This window comes from Aquimarina litoralis (assembly GCF_019295435.1).
GTDB lineage: Bacteria > Bacteroidota > Bacteroidia > Flavobacteriales > Flavobacteriaceae > Aquimarina > Aquimarina litoralis_A.
In genome coordinates, this window is sequence record NZ_WEKL01000001.1 from 153,534 (window position 1) to 169,825 (window position 16,292).

Annotated in this window: 17 protein-coding genes; 10 read left to right on the forward strand and 7 right to left on the reverse strand. The window is 32.0% G+C overall.

Annotation, left to right across the window (positions count from 1 at the left end; all coding sequences use genetic code 11):
• Positions 1–11: 11 nt before the first annotated feature.
• Together GBO31_RS00695 and GBO31_RS00700 are read right to left on the reverse strand one after the other, a co-directional pair.
• Positions 12–1,520, reverse strand: a complete 1,509-nt coding sequence (locus tag GBO31_RS00695) for a carboxypeptidase-like regulatory domain-containing protein (protein WP_219006373.1) — start codon at positions 1,518–1,520, stop codon at positions 12–14.
• 275 nt (positions 1,521–1,795) lie between these two features.
• A complete protein-coding gene (locus GBO31_RS00700; RefSeq protein WP_219006374.1) occupies positions 1,796–2,881 on the reverse strand; it encodes a serine hydrolase in 1,086 nt (361 codons plus the stop codon).
• 149 nt (positions 2,882–3,030) lie between these two features.
• On the opposite strand from GBO31_RS00700, the gene hemB reads away from it, so the two are divergent.
• The 10 genes from hemB to GBO31_RS00750 all read left to right on the forward strand — a co-directional run bounded on the left by hemB (position 3,031) and on the right by GBO31_RS00750 (position 12,158).
• Positions 3,031–4,005 carry a porphobilinogen synthase gene (gene hemB, locus GBO31_RS00705; protein WP_219006375.1) on the forward strand — a complete coding sequence of 325 codons (975 nt, stop codon included), beginning with the start codon at positions 3,031–3,033 and terminating at the stop codon, positions 4,003–4,005.
• 19 nt (positions 4,006–4,024) lie between these two features.
• Positions 4,025–4,405: a TerB family tellurite resistance protein gene (locus GBO31_RS00710; protein WP_219006376.1), complete on the forward strand. Its 381-nt coding sequence runs from the start codon at positions 4,025–4,027 to the stop codon at positions 4,403–4,405.
• Positions 4,406–4,415: 10 nt separating this feature from the next.
• Complete coding sequence (locus GBO31_RS00715) at positions 4,416–4,814, forward strand: c-type cytochrome (RefSeq protein ID WP_219006377.1); 399 nt, start codon at positions 4,416–4,418, stop codon at positions 4,812–4,814.
• A complete protein-coding gene (locus GBO31_RS00720; protein ID WP_219006378.1) occupies positions 4,814–5,329 on the forward strand; it encodes a DinB family protein in 516 nt (171 codons plus the stop codon). Before GBO31_RS00715 ends, GBO31_RS00720 begins: the two co-directional genes overlap by 1 nt.
• A gap of 76 nt (positions 5,330–5,405) precedes the next feature.
• Positions 5,406–6,524, forward strand: coding sequence for a CNNM domain-containing protein (locus GBO31_RS00725; RefSeq protein WP_219006379.1), 1,119 nt, complete (start codon positions 5,406–5,408; stop codon positions 6,522–6,524).
• On the forward strand, positions 6,521–7,000 hold the full coding sequence (locus GBO31_RS00730; protein ID WP_246615733.1) for a methylated-DNA--[protein]-cysteine S-methyltransferase: 480 nt from the start codon (positions 6,521–6,523) through the stop codon (positions 6,998–7,000). The genes GBO31_RS00725 and GBO31_RS00730 overlap by 4 nt, the downstream gene beginning before the upstream one ends.
• Entirely contained in the window at positions 7,000–8,955 is a 1,956-nt protein-coding gene (locus GBO31_RS00735; RefSeq protein ID WP_219006380.1) for a histidine kinase, read from the forward strand. Before GBO31_RS00730 ends, GBO31_RS00735 begins: the two co-directional genes overlap by 1 nt.
• Positions 8,956–8,958: 3 nt before the next feature.
• Entirely contained in the window at positions 8,959–9,717 is a 759-nt protein-coding gene (locus tag GBO31_RS00740) for a LytR/AlgR family response regulator transcription factor (RefSeq protein WP_219006381.1), read from the forward strand.
• Positions 9,718–10,300: 583 nt separating this feature from the next.
• On the forward strand, positions 10,301–11,455 hold the full coding sequence (locus GBO31_RS00745; protein WP_219006382.1) for a serine hydrolase domain-containing protein: 1,155 nt from the start codon (positions 10,301–10,303) through the stop codon (positions 11,453–11,455).
• Positions 11,445–12,158 carry a 3'-5' exonuclease gene (locus GBO31_RS00750; protein ID WP_219006383.1) on the forward strand — a complete coding sequence of 238 codons (714 nt, stop codon included), beginning with the start codon at positions 11,445–11,447 and terminating at the stop codon, positions 12,156–12,158. The genes GBO31_RS00745 and GBO31_RS00750 overlap by 11 nt, the downstream gene beginning before the upstream one ends.
• A gap of 5 nt (positions 12,159–12,163) precedes the next feature.
• Here GBO31_RS00750 and GBO31_RS00755 read toward each other — a convergent pair whose 3' ends face one another.
• The 5 genes from GBO31_RS00755 to GBO31_RS00775 form a co-directional block, all read right to left on the reverse strand.
• Positions 12,164–12,853 carry a TapB family protein gene (locus GBO31_RS00755; protein WP_219006384.1) on the reverse strand — a complete coding sequence of 230 codons (690 nt, stop codon included), beginning with the start codon at positions 12,851–12,853 and terminating at the stop codon, positions 12,164–12,166.
• Positions 12,854–12,865: 12 nt separating this feature from the next.
• On the reverse strand, positions 12,866–13,552 hold the full coding sequence (locus GBO31_RS00760; protein WP_219006385.1) for a hypothetical protein: 687 nt from the start codon (positions 13,550–13,552) through the stop codon (positions 12,866–12,868).
• 117 nt (positions 13,553–13,669) lie between these two features.
• Positions 13,670–14,518, reverse strand: coding sequence for a hypothetical protein (locus GBO31_RS00765; RefSeq protein WP_219006386.1), 849 nt, complete (start codon positions 14,516–14,518; stop codon positions 13,670–13,672).
• Positions 14,519–14,670: 152 nt separating this feature from the next.
• Positions 14,671–15,357 (reverse strand): hypothetical protein, encoded by a 687-nt coding sequence (locus GBO31_RS00770; RefSeq protein WP_219006387.1) that lies wholly within the window; start codon positions 15,355–15,357, stop codon positions 14,671–14,673.
• A gap of 127 nt (positions 15,358–15,484) precedes the next feature.
• The gene (locus GBO31_RS00775; protein ID WP_219006388.1) at positions 15,485–16,213 is read right to left on the reverse strand and encodes a metallophosphoesterase family protein; all 729 of its coding nucleotides are present in this window, start codon (positions 16,211–16,213) and stop codon (positions 15,485–15,487) included.
• Positions 16,214–16,292 lie beyond the last annotated feature (79 nt).

A 16,292-nucleotide genomic window follows, 5' to 3' on the forward strand; every position in this document is an offset into this window, starting at 1 on the left:
ATTGTTTGTCATTATGAATCTCCTTCAATAGCCGTAAATTGTTTAATAGCAGTATTAGGTTCTATGATATTGTAACCTTTCCAGAATTCCGGGTCATATTTAGAAAGATACTGTGGTTTAATACTCTTGTTCTCTGTGCTATTTTGATATTCACTTTCGGTAATAGGCTTTGAATCAAAAACAACCACTTCATACTTGCTAATTTCTCCAGCACCAATATCAAGTCCCAGTGATAGCTCATTTTGTTTACGTCTTCCTTTTACAAACTTATTTTTTTCAATGATCTTTAGTGGTCGATCAATTCCAAATACATTTCCTCTTGTTTTTTCTATATAACGTACACCATATTTTCCATCTGCACCTTTTGCAAAAATTGTTTTCCCCTTATACATTGTATCATGAAAACTAATACCCAAGAGTCCAAAATTTCTCAGGTTTTTTACATTTTCATAATCAACTCTCATAATAGCAAAATCTTCCGTATTTACATACATAGTCCCTTTGAAATCGGCACCTCTTTTTGGTTCAAAATTAATAATATACACACTGCTATCATCGATGGTAGTATAGTCGATTAATTCAAACCTATATCTACCTGACTTATCAATAAAATTAAGCTTAGAGTCCTCTTGAAAGAACATGCTGGATAATAAACTTTTTAACGACGACTTTCTATAATTTAGAAAATAATTATTTTCATTTTTATTCGGTTTTTCTATTTCTTCCTTCACTTCTGCAGCTTCTTCATTAGCATCAAAAATAGAGTCCATTTGAACTTTAGTACCTAAAATCCAACCTGATTTAATTTTTAAGTACGAATTTGGTTTCACATTCTTTTTTAGGATATCTTCGAGTTTATCTGATAAAGCTTCCATCGAGCCATCATTACTTTTATCATATAATTCTGCTCCTTTAATAATATTTAGTTTTTGCTTATCATAATCTCCGTATAAATCACACAAAGCTTCTGTATAATAAGCAGATTTTCTTGGGATAATAGAGATCACGCTATCGATAAATTTCTTGTTGAATTCCTTAATAGTAGATTTTTTAAATTTCACATTTATCTTGTGCAAATCACTAAAGTCAGATTGTCGATAAAACAGTTTTTTATGTGATAAATCGGCGCTATAGTTTTGGGTTAGATTTTCTTTTACATTATCTATAATTTCATCGATACTTAAGTTTTTATTGGATATAAATACACCACTGAGTTCGATTGCCTTGGGTTCTATATAGATAATACTATCGGTTATAGAATTTAAGGCAATTCCAACCTTTTGATATCCCATAGAAGAGATATAAATAGAATCTATTTTCGCCAGTTTTTCATCGAGTGTGATGCTAAACTTTCCTTCTTCATTTGTTATGACACCTCTGTTTTTTGCTAATTCTATAGTCGCATAAGGAATGGGTTCATTCGTTTTTTTGTCAACAACAGTAGAGGTTATCGTTTGTGCAGATACAATTAAACCAGATAAAATGGCAATGGATAATACTGTAAGTTTTTTGATATTCATGATTTGATGATTTCGTTTTTTGATCTCTATATATAGACGCAGAAATAGCTACAATGGTTGCTTGGTTTATAATATATCAAGAAGACGAATGGCAGAATTAATTGTTACAATAGGATGATATAAAAAGAAAATCACGATAGAAACAGAAGTCTCATATCGTGATTTTCAGCATTTAACTAACTAACTTTTTAAGATGCATATTTCTAATTAGAACCTAGCAATCTCATCTATTAACTAATTAGTAGCTCATTTAAAGATATTGTTACAGATTTGGTTTAATTTCTTAATGTGATTTCAATTTTTTCACGGAACTCTTTATTGGTTAATATTGTTAGTTCAAATTGATTCATACTGTTTCGAAGCCTAGTATTTTGTATAATTCCCAAATCATTAAAAAAATAAGCTAATTCGGTTTTATTACCTTTTTTGTCTGTTGCATAAAATGCTTTTGTTAATACAAAAGCTGTAGATCCTCCTTTCATTCCAGCATGGGTAAGCCATTTTTGATTTGCTGGGTTTTCCATTAGGCCTTCCATTACTTCATCTAAATATTCATGTGTTTTTGAATCAAAGTATGATTTTGAATTTAATTTTTGCATTAAGGTTGCATATTCATGTACTGTTGAAGCGGGTAAGTTATCGGACCATATTCTTTGAATATTCATTCCTAGATCTCCCTTGTCAGATTTATAAATAGTATCTGTGGCTAATTTTGAATGGACCTTATTGGTAATATCTTTATATTCTTCGATGCTTAGATCTCTAAGTTTATTTTCTAAATCCTCACCCTTGATATTTGGAAATTTTTCTTTTCCCACAAATAAGGCAGAAACGATATAATATATCTCTGTATGGTCAGTTATTCCTAAGCTTTCAATTCTTTTATTAATTTTTTGCAAACCAAGTTTTTGACTTAACCATTCTGTATTTGCATTAGAGCTATACCGAATCATTCCTTTGGCAATTTCTCGAATGGATATACTATTGTTATTGATTTTGGTTTTAACAGATTCTAACCATTTCGGATGAGCACCACCATCAGTGTTGTGCACATAGAATTTCGCTAGTTGTTCAATAGAAACTTCTTCGTTTGGATTTATTTCTCCTTTTGCAGATTGAATCGCATATTCAATGGCAATAATTATTTTTACGGTACTTGCCAAAGGCATCATGCGATTAGAATTCTTTTCTGCAATTATCGTGTCGTTTCTTATCAGTTTTATCGCAGCTTTATCTGGATTTTTCTTAATAAAATCTAGTATCAATTGTTCATTTGGTTTAGTGTAGTAAATACCAACTGCACCAATCAAAACAATTACACCGATTATTAAACCAATAACAATCATGAATTTCTTTATCATTCTATGTTTTTAAAATGGACTTCAATGGAATTAGTAGTTCATTTGAAGAGATCGTTACTGATTTGGTTTAATTTTATGAAAATCTTGACTGAGAAATTAAGGGATAAGTTGGTATATTTACGTTTCTTATTAATTACTAGCTCATTTTAATGCATCAACTACGCAGAAATAGAAGATTACGAACTTCAGAGGCCATCAGATCTCTTGTTCGAGAATATATTATAACACCTAATGATTTTTTAGTTCCACTTTTTGTAGTGGAAGGGACTAATGTACAACAGGAAATAGCTTCGATGCCAGGATATTATCGATACAGTCTGGATTTGTTAAAGAAAGAAGTTAGGGATTTGTGGGAAATGGGATTAAAAGCGGTGTTACTTTTTGTAAAAGTACCGGACAATCTAAAAGATAATAAAGGTACTGAAGCTCTAAATCCTGACGGTTTGATGCAACGTGCAATTAAAACCGTAAAAGAGGTAGCTCCAGAAATGTTGGTAATGACCGATGTAGCTTTGGATCCTTATTCATCTTATGGACACGATGGTATTGTTGAAGATGGATATATTGTTAATGATCCCACTTGTGAAGTACTAGCGAGAATGTCATTGTCTCATGCAAAGGCTGGAGCAGATTTTGTAGCGCCTAGTGATATGATGGATGGAAGGATTTTGGCAATTCGAGAACTTTTAGAATCTGAAAATTATAAAAACACAGGCATTATGAGTTATAGTGCCAAATATGCTTCTGCATTTTATGGACCGTTTAGAGATGCATTAGATTCGGCACCAGGTTTCGGAGATAAAAAAACATATCAGATGGATTTTGCCAATCGTGATGAAGCAATTAAAGAGACCTTAATGGATATTGAAGAAGGAGCGGATATTGTGATGGTAAAACCAGGATTGTCTTATTTGGATATATTACGTGATGTTAGTGATGCAGTGGATGTTCCAGTAGCTGTATATCAGGTTAGCGGAGAATATGCAATGCTCAAGGCGGCTGCAGAAAAGGGTTGGTTGGATCATGATGCCATTATGATGGAACAATTACTTGCGTTCAAAAGAGCAGGGGCAAATATTATTGCAAGTTATTTTGCAAAGGATGTGGTTCGGCTTTTAGGATAATAATTTTAAAGATTAATGTATGGTTAGTAGAGATCGGTTGTATCAGACTTTTGGAGAGCTTTTGTATGTGATTGCAATGAGTGATGGCGTTATTCAAAAAGAGGAAGTAAAAGCATTGGAAGAAATACTAAAAGCACATCCTAAAGGACAAGAAATTAAATGGTCATTCGATTATGAAAATGAAAACGAAGGTGATATTGAAACTCTTTATAAAAAGGTAATTGAAGTTTTTTCTGATCATGGTCCAGACGAAGAATATGACTTTATGATCTATGCTTTGACCAAAATTGCAGAGGCCAAGGATGGTATAGAGGCTGAGGAACAAAAACTAATTAATAGCTTTTCTAAAGACCTTTTAGAAAGATTTAAAAAGGATATCGATAATTTATTTAATTCATAAGATCACACAAATGAAACACATTTTTATTGTACTTCTGAGTATTGTATTTGTGGCTACAAGCTGCCAATCTGAAAAAAAAGAAGAAAAAGAAAAAATCGTAATTGGAGGAAAGAAAAAAACAGTATCTCCTGAATTTGAATTAGGCGAAAAATTGTTTAAAGGAAAAGGAAATTGTTACTCTTGTCATAGAATGAACAAAAAATCTGTTGGGCCAAGTGTTGCTGATATTATGAAGATTTATAAAGAACAAAATGGAGATGTTGTTGGATTTTTAAGACAAAAGAAGGATCCAATTGTAGATCCAGAGAATTATGCGGTAATGAAAACTAATTTTGCGCGATTACAAAAATTTACCGATGAAGAATTGCAGGCAATAGCATTCTATATGAATGAAGTAAGTTCTAAGTAATGAAATCAGTCTATTATTTACTATTCCTTATTGCATTTCCCACTATGGCGCAGCAATTAACTCCAAAATCTGCTTTTTTAGAAAAATGGAAAAACTCTAAAACGTATTTATTAGAAATGGCAGAGGCGATGCCAGAAGATAAATACAGTTTTAGACCTACAGAAAATGAAATGGATTTTAAGGATCAGTTGCTTCATATTTGTGGTAATATGACATGGTTAAGTACAACATATTTTTCTGCTGAAGAATTTGATAGGAAAAAGTTTACTGAAAGTGCTCCAAGTTCTAAAGATGAGATTGTGAAATTTATCAAAGAATCTTTTGATAAGGCTTACAATCGAGTAGAAAGTACATCAGAAGAATCCTTAACAGATAAAGTAGATTTTTTTGCAGGACCAAAGTCAAAACTTCAAATTTTAAATCTATTACAAGATCACGTTACCCATCATAGAGGACAACTAATAGTGTATCTTAATCTAAACGGAATTAAACCACCAAAGTATGTAGGCTGGTAAAGTAAGTATTCTTGCTTTTTATTTTTACAAATGAATACCAAATCCGTACTTTAGCAAAACCAACTATTTTATTATTATGGCACTACTACTTGTATACGGAGTTGTATCTATTTTCTTTTCTTTTTTATGTTCAATACTGGAAGCGGTATTATTGAGTATTACTCCAACTTTTATCAATGTTAAGAAAAAAGAAGGGAAAGCATATGCTACAGCTTTAGAGAAATTAAAGAAGGACGTAGACAGACCATTAATAGCTATTCTTACCCTTAATACTATTGCTCATACAGTAGGAGCAATTTTGGTTGGGGTTCAGGCAAAAGTAGCCTATGCAGAAATGTATGGATCTACAACACGCACTATTTTAGGTATGGAAATGACCGAAGATCTAATGGTTGGTGTTGTATCATCCATTATGACCGTTTTAATTTTGGTAGCTTCTGAGATTATCCCTAAAACTATTGGAGCAACCTATTGGAAACAACTTGCCAATTTTACAGCGAAAGCTTTAAACATTTTGATTTGGCCATTAAAGTGGACAGGTATCCTTTGGATATTGCAACTAACCACAAAATTAATTGGAGGAAAAGGACATCATGGTTCTGTATTAAGTAGAGAAGATTTTACGGCAATGGCTGATATTGCAGAAGAAGAAGGTGTTTTTGAAGAATCAGAATCCACAGTGATTAGAAACCTTTTAAATTTTAAAGCAATATTAGCAAAGGATATAATGACTCCTCGAAGTGTGCTTAAAATAGCACCTGAAGAGCAAAACGTAGCTGAGTTCTTTGAAGCAAATAAAAACCTTCGTTTTTCCAGGGTTCCAGTTTTTGCTGATAATCCTGATAACATAACCGGATATGTGCTAAAAGATGAGGTGTATAAAGAGGTTGCTGAAGATAATCATGAAAAAAACCTTGGAAGTCTTAAGCGAAAAATATTTGTGGTAGATCGAAATGTTCCGGTTCCTGATTTATTCGAAAAGTTAGTAGAGCATAAAGAACATATGGCCTTAGTAGTAGATGAATATGGTTCTATTAGTGGTTTAGTGAGTATGGAAGATGTTATCGAAACACTTTTGGGATTAGAGATTATGGACGAAAGTGATAAAGATTCGAATATGCAGGAACTCGCTAGAAAAAATTGGGAAGCTCGAGCAAGACGTTTAGGTATATTAAATGAAAAGCAGGAAGAATGATCACTACTGCTTTTATAGAAACCCCGTTAGGAATTGCATCTATTACTGGGAATGAAGAAGGTATTTCTGAAATTTCAATTACAGATGATTCCCAGAAAAAAGAATCTACAACAATTCCTGAAAATCTTCAAGAAGCAGTAAAACAATTGCAAGATTATTTTGATGGAAAAAGGAATGACTTTGACATTAAACTTAATCCATCAGGAACAGATTTCCAGAAAAAAGTATGGAATGAGCTTTCCAAAATTCCATTTGGCAAAACAGTTAGTTACCTGGATATTGCTAAACGACTTGGAGACCCAAAATGTATACGAGCTGCCGCTTCAGCTAATGGTAAAAACCCACTTTGGATTGTAGTCCCTTGTCACCGTGTTGTGGGTAGCGATGGATCACTTACTGGCTATGCTGGTGGATTATGGCGTAAAAAATGGTTGTTAGAGCACGAAAGTCCCATAAAACAACAAACGCTTTTTTGATGTTATTTTTTAGAAATTCTCTATTATTTTTTCTTTTTTTAGTACATCTTCCAATTTTGGGGCAAGAAGGCTTGGATAAAGAACTGAAAAAAACATATGATTTAGAAAAGAAATCTGTGAAAAGACTCATAAAAGAAGGTGACAGTCTTTTTAAAGCGAAACGTATTGCCGAGTCTAAGGAAATATATGATAGAGCCTTTGCTCTAATTCAAAATAGTTATGAGATAGATAGCCTACAAAGATCTATTAAACGAATTGAATACTTTTTTACCAATAACACTAGAGAATATATTAGATCATTACAAGTTCTTGAGTTTTTAGAAAAAAATTGCAAAGCAAGTAATGATGTAGAATGTCTAATACATATTAAAAGTAGATTAGGAACTATTCATAACCGTATAGGGGAATATATTAAGGCATTAGAGTATTTTGGAGAAGGTTTGGAGTTGTCGCATAAAGAAAACAACACTAGATATTTATGGGAACTTTCGTTAAATAGAGGTGTATTATTTCTGGATATTGGAGATCAGGATCAAGCAAGGATGGATTTTAAAAAAGCTTTGTCTTATATTGATTCTGCAGATACTAAGAAAAGAAAACCATCTACATACTTAAATTTATCTGCATCATTTCCTCATCAGCAGGTTGATTCTATTCTATATTATTCTAGAATGGCTTCTTTAGGTTGTGAAGAAGAAAAAATAAATTCCAGGCATTGTATTATGGTGTACAATAATATTGCATGGTCCTACTATCTAAAAAATATGCCGAAAGAGGCACTACAGGTCATTCGATCAAATATATCTTGGGAGAATGATAATTTAACTTACAAAGATGGAGATGATTTGTATCCCGGATTAATGCATACCATGGGAGCGATACAGACAGGTTTGGGAAATTATGAAAAAGCTTTAGAATACTTTTTAATATCACAGAAATACTTCGAAAGAAAAAAAGATGTCTCTGATCTAATTACAGTAAAAGAAGACTTGTCTGAATTATATGAAAAAACTGGTAATATAAAAGCTAGCCTGAAAACTCTTAGAGAAATCAGAGATTTAGAATCATTACAACTAAAAATAAAAGTTAGCAAAGAGGTCGCTAAAAATGAAAGTAAGAACTTATTGTTAGAAAAAGAAGAAGTTATATCTGGATTAKAGGAAAAGAATTCAGAAATCGAAAAAGAAGTCAGCAAATCTAAATGGTTAAGTTATTTATTGGGATTCTTATTATTCTTTACGATTCTATTTTTTATGCTTAGAGCCTACCGAAGTAAAATCAAGTACTATCAGATTAATGAAAAACTGATATTAACAAGACTTACCTCGCTTAGAGCGTCAATGAATCCTCACTTTTTGTTCAATACGTTTAGCACTTTGCAGAATTATATTTTGAAAAAAGACAATCTGAAGGCTAATGAATATATGACGGAACTTTCTGGGTTGATACGGAATGTTTTAAACAGTTCTGATAGTGTTTATATTGATTTCAATACAGAATTAGATGTAATACGTTCTTATGTAAGTTTGCAACGAGGTCGATATCAAGAAGGTTTTGATGCAATATTTGATGTAGACCCTATTCTTGAAGATGAGAACCCAAAAATCCCCTCTATGGTAATTCAACCTTATATAGAAAATGCGATTATTCATGGGTTTTCGCATTCTCCTTTTAAAGGAAAACTTCACATAAAACTTAAAAAAGAAAACAATACAGTCGTATGTTACGTTATAGATAATGGTATTGGTAGAGAAGCGTCAGAAAAGTTGAAGAGTAAAAAGAATGAGACTTCTCATCTGTCCATTGCAACAGAAAATACGAATGAAAGATTGGAAATTCTAAATGAAATAGTAGAAGCTAAAGCCAATGTAATTATAAAAGATCTGGTTGATACAGAAGGGCTGTCGAAAGGGACAGAAGTGATTATTACGTTGCCAATTATTAAAGAAAGTTAGCAGATGGAAAACGTTTTGAAATGTTTTATAATCGATGATGAGAAGAAGGATAGAGAAAATATAAGCTTACTTCTTAAGAACTATTGTCCGCAAGTGGATATCATAGGAGAAGCTTGGGATAAAAATTCTATTATTAAAGGATTATCAACCGAAAATCCGGATTTGGTTTTTCTTGATGTGCAATTAGGGTCCATTACGATATTCGATATTTTGGATGAACTAGAAACTATTGATTTTAAAATTATTTTTGTTTCTGCTTATAATCAATATGCGGTAGAAGGATATAAATACAATGCTATTGGATATTTGTTAAAGCCAATAGAACCAAGGCTTTTGGTAGAAATTATAAATAAAACAGTTCAGTTACAAGAAAAAGTAGAAAGCAAAGAAGAAGTTATTGCAAATTTCAAAGATTTATATTCCAAAATTCATGAAGTTCCAAAAATTTCTATTACGGATTCTAGAGGAACTCACGTAATTAAAATCCCAAGTGTGTTGTATTGTATTAGTAATGGAAATTATACTACCTTAATAAGAAAGGATGAAAAAGAGATCGTTATTTCCAAAAATCTAAAATATATAGAATCTAAGCTTGAACCTTTCGGATTTTTTAGAATTCACAGATCTTATTTGATTAATTTAGATCAGGTGAATACTTTGGTCAAGGATCAAGGAGGTTATGTAGTTATGTCAGATGAGAAATCTTTACCAATAGCAAGGTATTCTAAAAAAGAGCTGTATCAAAGACTCAATGTGATTTAATAAGATTGTTTTAGTACATTCCATTGTTTTAAAATTTCCTGCCTTTTTTCAACTTATAATTCCATCAGTATGATGAACTTAATTGATAGAATTATAGCTTTTTTCCCACAATAATTTTCTGTAAATACTATGAATGCATAATATTTTGCTTTTGCTTTATGCAGTTTATACATTCAAATGAACACTTTATACACTCAAAACTACCAAAAAAATAGTAATGATTTTTATTCGAGAATTATGATATAACTTTGAATAAGAGCAACGTCAGTATTTAGCTTTGATTAGAATAATATTGTAAACACACTATGGTTACGTCGACCAGAACCCCAATTTCTGGTTTTTAGTAAGGTTACAACTTGATATTTGTTATAAATGAGAAATATTAAACTGATGTTTCTTTTTTGCTTACATATATTGCACAAACTCAACGCTGGTATCTAACAAAGTTAAGTGTAACAGCAATATAGCTTAATCGAATTAAACTAACGTTGAAACAAAATGCCTGGATATGATTCAGGCATTTTTTTTGACTGCAGTTTATTTTCTTACCTTAGGCATTAAAATATCCTTATATCTTTCATCAATGAAAATTATTAAAATATTGCTTAAAGGTTTTGTTGCAATTATTGTTTTATGTGTACTACTACTTTATATTTTCGATTATGATTATATTTTAAAAGGAGTTCGTGTAGTTTATATGACTGGGCATACGACAGCATATATAGATGATTATACCTATTTTGACAATCATACTATTGAAAAAGCGGGCAAACCAATTCCTTGGAAATTACATGCAAACTATAATAAAGCAACTCCCACTGAAACACTAAATAGAGTACATGAAGAAATGGGAACTGTGGCCTTTATGATCATAAAAAATGATGAGATATGGTATGAAAATTATGCCGAAGGCTACGGAACAACTTCTAAAACCAATTCTTTTTCAATGGCAAAGAGTATAACAACGGCTTTGCTCGGAAAAGCTATTATGGAAGGACATATTAAAAGCTTAGATCAACCGATTGGAGACTTTTTACCAAGTTTTTCTGAAGGGTTGGCAGCTAAAGTGACTGTTGGAGATCTTTCCTCGATGTCATCTGGATTGAATTGGACAGAACACTATACAAGTCCTTTTTCTATTACGGCAAGAGCTTATTATGACCCGGAATTAAGAGAAGTAATGAACGGATTAGAAATTGTTGACGAACCAGGAAAAGAGTTTGTGTATTTGAGTGGAAATACACAATTGTTAGGGATGGTTATTGAGAAAGCGACAGGCAAAACATTGTCTAAGTATTTAAGTGAGAGTTTTTGGAAACCAATGGGAATGGAAGAAGATGCACTTTGGCAAGTGGATAGTGAAGAAAGTGGTATGGAAAAATCGTATTGTTGTATTGCCAGTAATGCCAGAGATTTTGCACGTTTTGGGGTGCTTTTTAAAAACGATGGGAAATTTGGGGGAAAGCAAATATTGCCTAAAGATTTTGTGAAATTAGCCACTAAAAAGCGTTTTGAAAATGATGAAATGTATGGTTATGGATTTTGGTTATCAGATCATTTAGGGAAAGATATTTTTGTAATGAGAGGAATATTAGGGCAATATGTAATTACTATTCCTCAGGATGATGTTATCATTGTACGATTAGGGCATCATCGTGGACTACCAGAAGGCTCTTTTAGTGAAGATTTTTTTATCTATGTTGAAGAAGCATATAAAATGTTAGAGAATGCTTCATAAGATTAATTTAGAACATATTCTATTTTTGGATATAGAAACTGTTCCGGAACAGAGAGATTTTGAGAGTCTCACAGATGAAATGAAATACTTGTGGGCTGATAAAACAAAATATCAACGAAAAGAAGAATTTTCTCCAGAAGAATTTTACGATCGTGCTGGAATATGGGCAGAGTTTGGTAAAATTATATGTATATCTGTTGGCTATTTTACCTCTAAAGGGGAAACAAGATCTTTTAGGACTACTTCTTTTTATGGAGATGAAAAACAGTTACTGGTAGATTTTAAAAATCTTCTAGAAACGCATTTTAATACCCCTCATCATTTACTTTGTGCACATAATGGAAAAGAATTTGATTTTCCTTATATAGCGAGAAGAATGATCATTCATAATATAAGTTTGCCTTTTAAACTTAATTTATTTGGGAAGAAACCTTGGGAAGTTCCCCATTTAGATACGTTGGAACTATGGAAATTTGGGGATTATAAACACTATACCTCTCTTAAATTACTTACCAATATATTAGGAATCCCTTCTCCAAAAGATGATATTGATGGAAGTCAAGTAAGAGAAGTATATTATGAACAAAATGATATTGATCGTATTATTGTTTACTGTGAAAAAGATACCGTAGCAGTAGCTCAGATTTTACTTCGTTTAAGACAAGAGGAACTTTTGGACGATAGTGAAATAGTTTCTGTTTAGAAAATCTATTGAAAGGTAGCCAAAATAGATTTACTCAATAGTTTTCCGTTTGGTTTCGTGGTTTCCTGTTGTACCAAACCTACATTTTTGGAAATCCATTGTTTTACCAAAAATGTTTGTTTCATTCCCATACTCATTGTAGTTTCATTTGTATATGTAATGAGAAAGCAATCAAAAGATCCTGCAGAAGTAGTTATGGTTTCTCTGGATTGTACTTCTCTGTTTTTTAAGTCTACAGTCATCTCAATACTCATAACTCCAGCATCAATTGACATAGATACCTGTCCATCTTTTAATTGTTGACCAACCACTAAAGAATTTGGAATATCGATACCTTCTCCTTTGATAGAATAATCCATGTTTTGATATTGTTTGTATAACTGAGGAGAGATGATAGTTTCTGGATCTATAAAAGTAATGCCTTCTTTGCAAATGATCGTAAATTTAGATTGGGTAATATTTTTTTTCTTTTTAGCATCTTCTACTTCCATTGCTATTACGATTTTGGACTCCTTCTCTGAAGAATTCACATCTACTACTTTATAATTAGTTTCAGACACTAATTTATTTTTATTGTTGAAATGATGCATTTTTATTTTAGTTCCAATTTTAGAAGGGTAATATGGACTGCAATTACTTTGAGCGTACGAAATGCTAATGCAAAAAAAAGTAAAAATTAAAAATTGAGTTTTCATATATAATAAGTTCTAAAGATTAAAGAGTTTGTGAACGTTTATTTGCAATCCCACTGATAGAAGTAAAGGTTGACCATTCATAAAATAGATATCATCATTATTTAAATTAATTGATAAACCCAGTTGAAAAATAGCTTTAACATATTTATAGCCAACCTTACCGGTTATTACAGGTTCTATAAACATTCCTGTTCTGTTGATATCGTCTTGATCCAAGGTGACAGCAGCAAATCTGGTGGTAAAGCTAGCATCTACAATATTGTTAGTTAATCCAACAGAGGGTTGTATAAAAACACGACTCATATTTATATTAGAGTTGATATCCCATAGTTCATTTTCTCGCTCTGGTTGTAATTTTCCTAAACCAAAACCTGCATATGTTTCAAACCTGAAGATTTCACTTATTTTGGTATAGTATCCAGGTGCAAGTTCTGCGTATTGATGATCATATAATTTTCCAGTAACTTGGGATGCCTTGTTAAAAAAACTTCCATTCATTTGTATGCCAATATGATTAGTAATTGCATAAGAGACTTGTGGATCGATCCCAGAGGTACCGGCATGAATTGCAACTTTAGTTTCTCCCTTTTTACCAAACAATGGTGTGTTTACAGCATTCGGAACATATGCTGATGAACATGATTGTATGATGAAAGTCAAGCATATATAGATGAAAGATTTACTTAAATTTATTTGCATGATTTCTTTGTTTTGGTGTATTAGTTGGTGTTGTATTAGGGTATTAAGTAAACATTGCGCATAAAAAAAATCGCTCAATTGAGCGATTTTTTTTTATTTTTTGGTTAGGGATTTTTTCTATTCCCATTGTATGGTGGTTGTACTTAATCCTTGGTACAATAGTTTTAAGGGAGTAGAGGTTTTATCTGACACGCTACTAGTATCTCCAAGTTCAAAATAATAGGTGTTGTTATCTGTTGTACTTTTTCTCCCAATAGTAAGGCCTGCTGGTTTGAAAATTGCTAAGTGTCCGCTAATAGATGGAAGATCATTTCCTTTAAGCACAAAAAATACTTCTTGATTACTTGCTGTATGTCTTGGAAGTGGTTCTCCGACATCTGCATATCCTTCTAAATTGCCAGAACTAGATTGTTTTACCTTTAATCCTGGTTGATCTGAAGCTTGGATAGCGTAGTATTTAAAAGCAAATAAATAACTGTTAGCAGGCATTACTGCCGTTTCAGTTTCGTTTGTTAGTGTAGTAGGGGATGATGTGGTTGTAATAATATTTGAAGATTCATTATATTCAGATTCTAGAACTCCACTTTTGGACACATCAAGCATTTCATTAGCCAACGCATTGTATTCAGATTCTGTTATTAATATCCACTGACCATTGGTAGCGTTGGTATATTTATCTCTTGATGTAGTTAGAATAGCTTCAATTCGGTCTTTTCCTTCATCTGAGGTAGTATCATCATTGGTGTCATCCGTATCATCTGAAGTTGTATCTGTAGTATCATCTGTGTTTTCATCTTCTGATGTAGATTCTTCAGAAGTAGTATCATTTTCTATTTCTTCTTCTTCTTCTTGTTCGTTGGTGAGATTCTCTAATTCTGATATTTCGTCGAGAGGCTCAACTTCTGAACAAGATATAATTAATGTAAAAAAAGAAAGAAAGAAAAAGGTTGAGTAGTTTTTGATCATATTTTAGGGCGTTAGTGTTAAAACTAAAAGCAAAATACACTAAAAGAATCAAAAATACGTTTAAATGCTTAATTTTTCGATGAAATACACAAAATTGATTTAATTTGTTATTTTTTGAAGGGATTATCCACTATTTCAAAATGATTTTTTAATCACCACTGTTTGTTTGTGGTACTAAGTCCTTGATATAATACTTTTAAAGGCGTACTAGTTTGTTCAGTAACTTCATTGGTATCGCCAAGCTCGAAAAAATAGGTGTTATTATTTGTACTTGTTTTTCTTCCTATAGTTAAACCAGCAGGTTTAAAAAAGGCCAAATAGCCAAGGTCTGTAGTTGGTGTATTATTTCCCTTTAATACAAAGAACACATCTTTGTTATAAGCAGAATGTATGGGCAGGTTGTTACCAATATCTGAATAACCTTCAGTATTGCTAGTATCCGAAAGCTTTATTTTACAACCAGGTTGATTTACCGCAGAAACTGCATGATATTTAAAAGCAAAAAGATAACTTTTTCTCGGCATTATAGCTGTTGTCGTTTCATTTGTCAATGTAGAAGGAGATGAACTTGTAGTAATAATATCTGATGTGGTATCATAATTTTGATCGGAGGTTCCAACTATGCTTATATTAGAGATACCTATGGAAAGATTTTGGTACTCTTGTTCTGTAATCATAACCCACTCATCATTAGAAGCATTTATATAATTTTCAAGAGAGGTAGATAATAGCTTTGCAATGGAATCATTCGGATCTACCGCTAACATTTCATCTTCTTCACAAGAAGAAAAGAAAAAACAACCAATAATTAACATACAACTAAAACTATTCAACTTCATAAAATATTCTTTTCTATCTATATTAAGAACATATAGCAAAAGAAGATCTATGAATTTAGAATTTGAAAGTATTCTACTAGTAAATGGCTTTATTTTTCTTTTAAGTGTAAAAAGGACTTTGGAGTATTTAATTCCTTCCTATTTCATTCGGATATAAAAGATAAACCGGATCGCTCTGCCAATATTCTTTTGTATCTATGTTCATAGCTGTTAGTGGTCCTTTAAAAGCTGCTCCGGTATCAATATTCCAAACACATGTGGCGTTTACAGGTGTCGTTTTATTAATTCTAGTAACAGGAGTATGTCCAATGTAGATCTCATCAAATAACAAAAGTCTTTTTGGATAATAGAGGTCTGTTTTTTCTAATTTCGGATCTATTGAAAGAGCAGTTTCCCATAATGTTCTGTCCCAATAGAATAGTTTGTCAAAATACTCGTGATGAGGACCATGCAAATTTGTGAAACCAGCATGTAGAAATAATCGATTATGATCATCAATATGATAATTCAATAACCTTTCATAAAATCTAAGATGAGCGATTTTCTCTTCTTCGGGTAGTTTGCTGTAAGAATCAATAGTCGCTTGACCTCCATGTTCCATCCATTTTGGATTATACGTGTTTTTGGTTAACCAGGTATAGCAAAGCTCATCATGATTCCCTCTTATAAAAATACAATTATGGCTTTCTTGTAAATCAATGAGAAATGATATTAACTGAGCACTGTCGCTCCATCCGTCTACGTAGTCTCCTAGAAAAATTAAAGTATCAGCAGTGGTGATTTTAGCCTTGTTAATTAATTGTTTAAGTGCTTTTAATGCACCGTGAATATCACCAATAACAATTGTCCTACTCATGTATTTTATTTATTGGCTTTCAATATACTATTTTAAGATGTTCAAAACATCACCAGAATGTATCTAAAAGTATGTTTTT

Excerpts from the sequence above, each read along its gene's own strand:
- GBO31_RS00695 (WP_219006373.1), bottom strand. The coding sequence starts at position 1,520 with ATGAATATCAAAAAACTTACAGTATTATCCATTGCCATTTTATCTGGT.
- GBO31_RS00700 (WP_219006374.1), bottom strand. The coding sequence starts at position 2,881 with ATGATAAAGAAATTCATGATTGTTATTGGTTTAATAATCGGTGTAATT.
- hemB (WP_219006375.1), top strand. The coding sequence starts at position 3,031 with ATGCATCAACTACGCAGAAATAGAAGATTACGAACTTCAGAGGCCATC.
- GBO31_RS00710 (WP_219006376.1), top strand. The coding sequence starts at position 4,025 with ATGGTTAGTAGAGATCGGTTGTATCAGACTTTTGGAGAGCTTTTGTAT.
- GBO31_RS00715 (WP_219006377.1), top strand. The coding sequence starts at position 4,416 with ATGAAACACATTTTTATTGTACTTCTGAGTATTGTATTTGTGGCTACA.
- GBO31_RS00720 (WP_219006378.1), top strand. The coding sequence starts at position 4,814 with ATGAAATCAGTCTATTATTTACTATTCCTTATTGCATTTCCCACTATG.
- GBO31_RS00725 (WP_219006379.1), top strand. The coding sequence starts at position 5,406 with ATGGCACTACTACTTGTATACGGAGTTGTATCTATTTTCTTTTCTTTT.
- GBO31_RS00730 (WP_246615733.1), top strand. The coding sequence starts at position 6,521 with ATGATCACTACTGCTTTTATAGAAACCCCGTTAGGAATTGCATCTATT.
- GBO31_RS00740 (WP_219006381.1), top strand. The coding sequence starts at position 8,959 with ATGGAAAACGTTTTGAAATGTTTTATAATCGATGATGAGAAGAAGGAT.
- GBO31_RS00745 (WP_219006382.1), top strand. The coding sequence starts at position 10,301 with ATGAAAATTATTAAAATATTGCTTAAAGGTTTTGTTGCAATTATTGTT.
- GBO31_RS00750 (WP_219006383.1), top strand. The coding sequence starts at position 11,445 with ATGCTTCATAAGATTAATTTAGAACATATTCTATTTTTGGATATAGAA.
- GBO31_RS00755 (WP_219006384.1), bottom strand. The coding sequence starts at position 12,853 with ATGAAAACTCAATTTTTAATTTTTACTTTTTTTTGCATTAGCATTTCG.
- GBO31_RS00760 (WP_219006385.1), bottom strand. The coding sequence starts at position 13,552 with ATGCAAATAAATTTAAGTAAATCTTTCATCTATATATGCTTGACTTTC.
- GBO31_RS00765 (WP_219006386.1), bottom strand. The coding sequence starts at position 14,518 with ATGATCAAAAACTACTCAACCTTTTTCTTTCTTTCTTTTTTTACATTA.
- GBO31_RS00770 (WP_219006387.1), bottom strand. The coding sequence starts at position 15,357 with ATGAAGTTGAATAGTTTTAGTTGTATGTTAATTATTGGTTGTTTTTTC.
- GBO31_RS00775 (WP_219006388.1), bottom strand. The coding sequence starts at position 16,213 with ATGAGTAGGACAATTGTTATTGGTGATATTCACGGTGCATTAAAAGCA.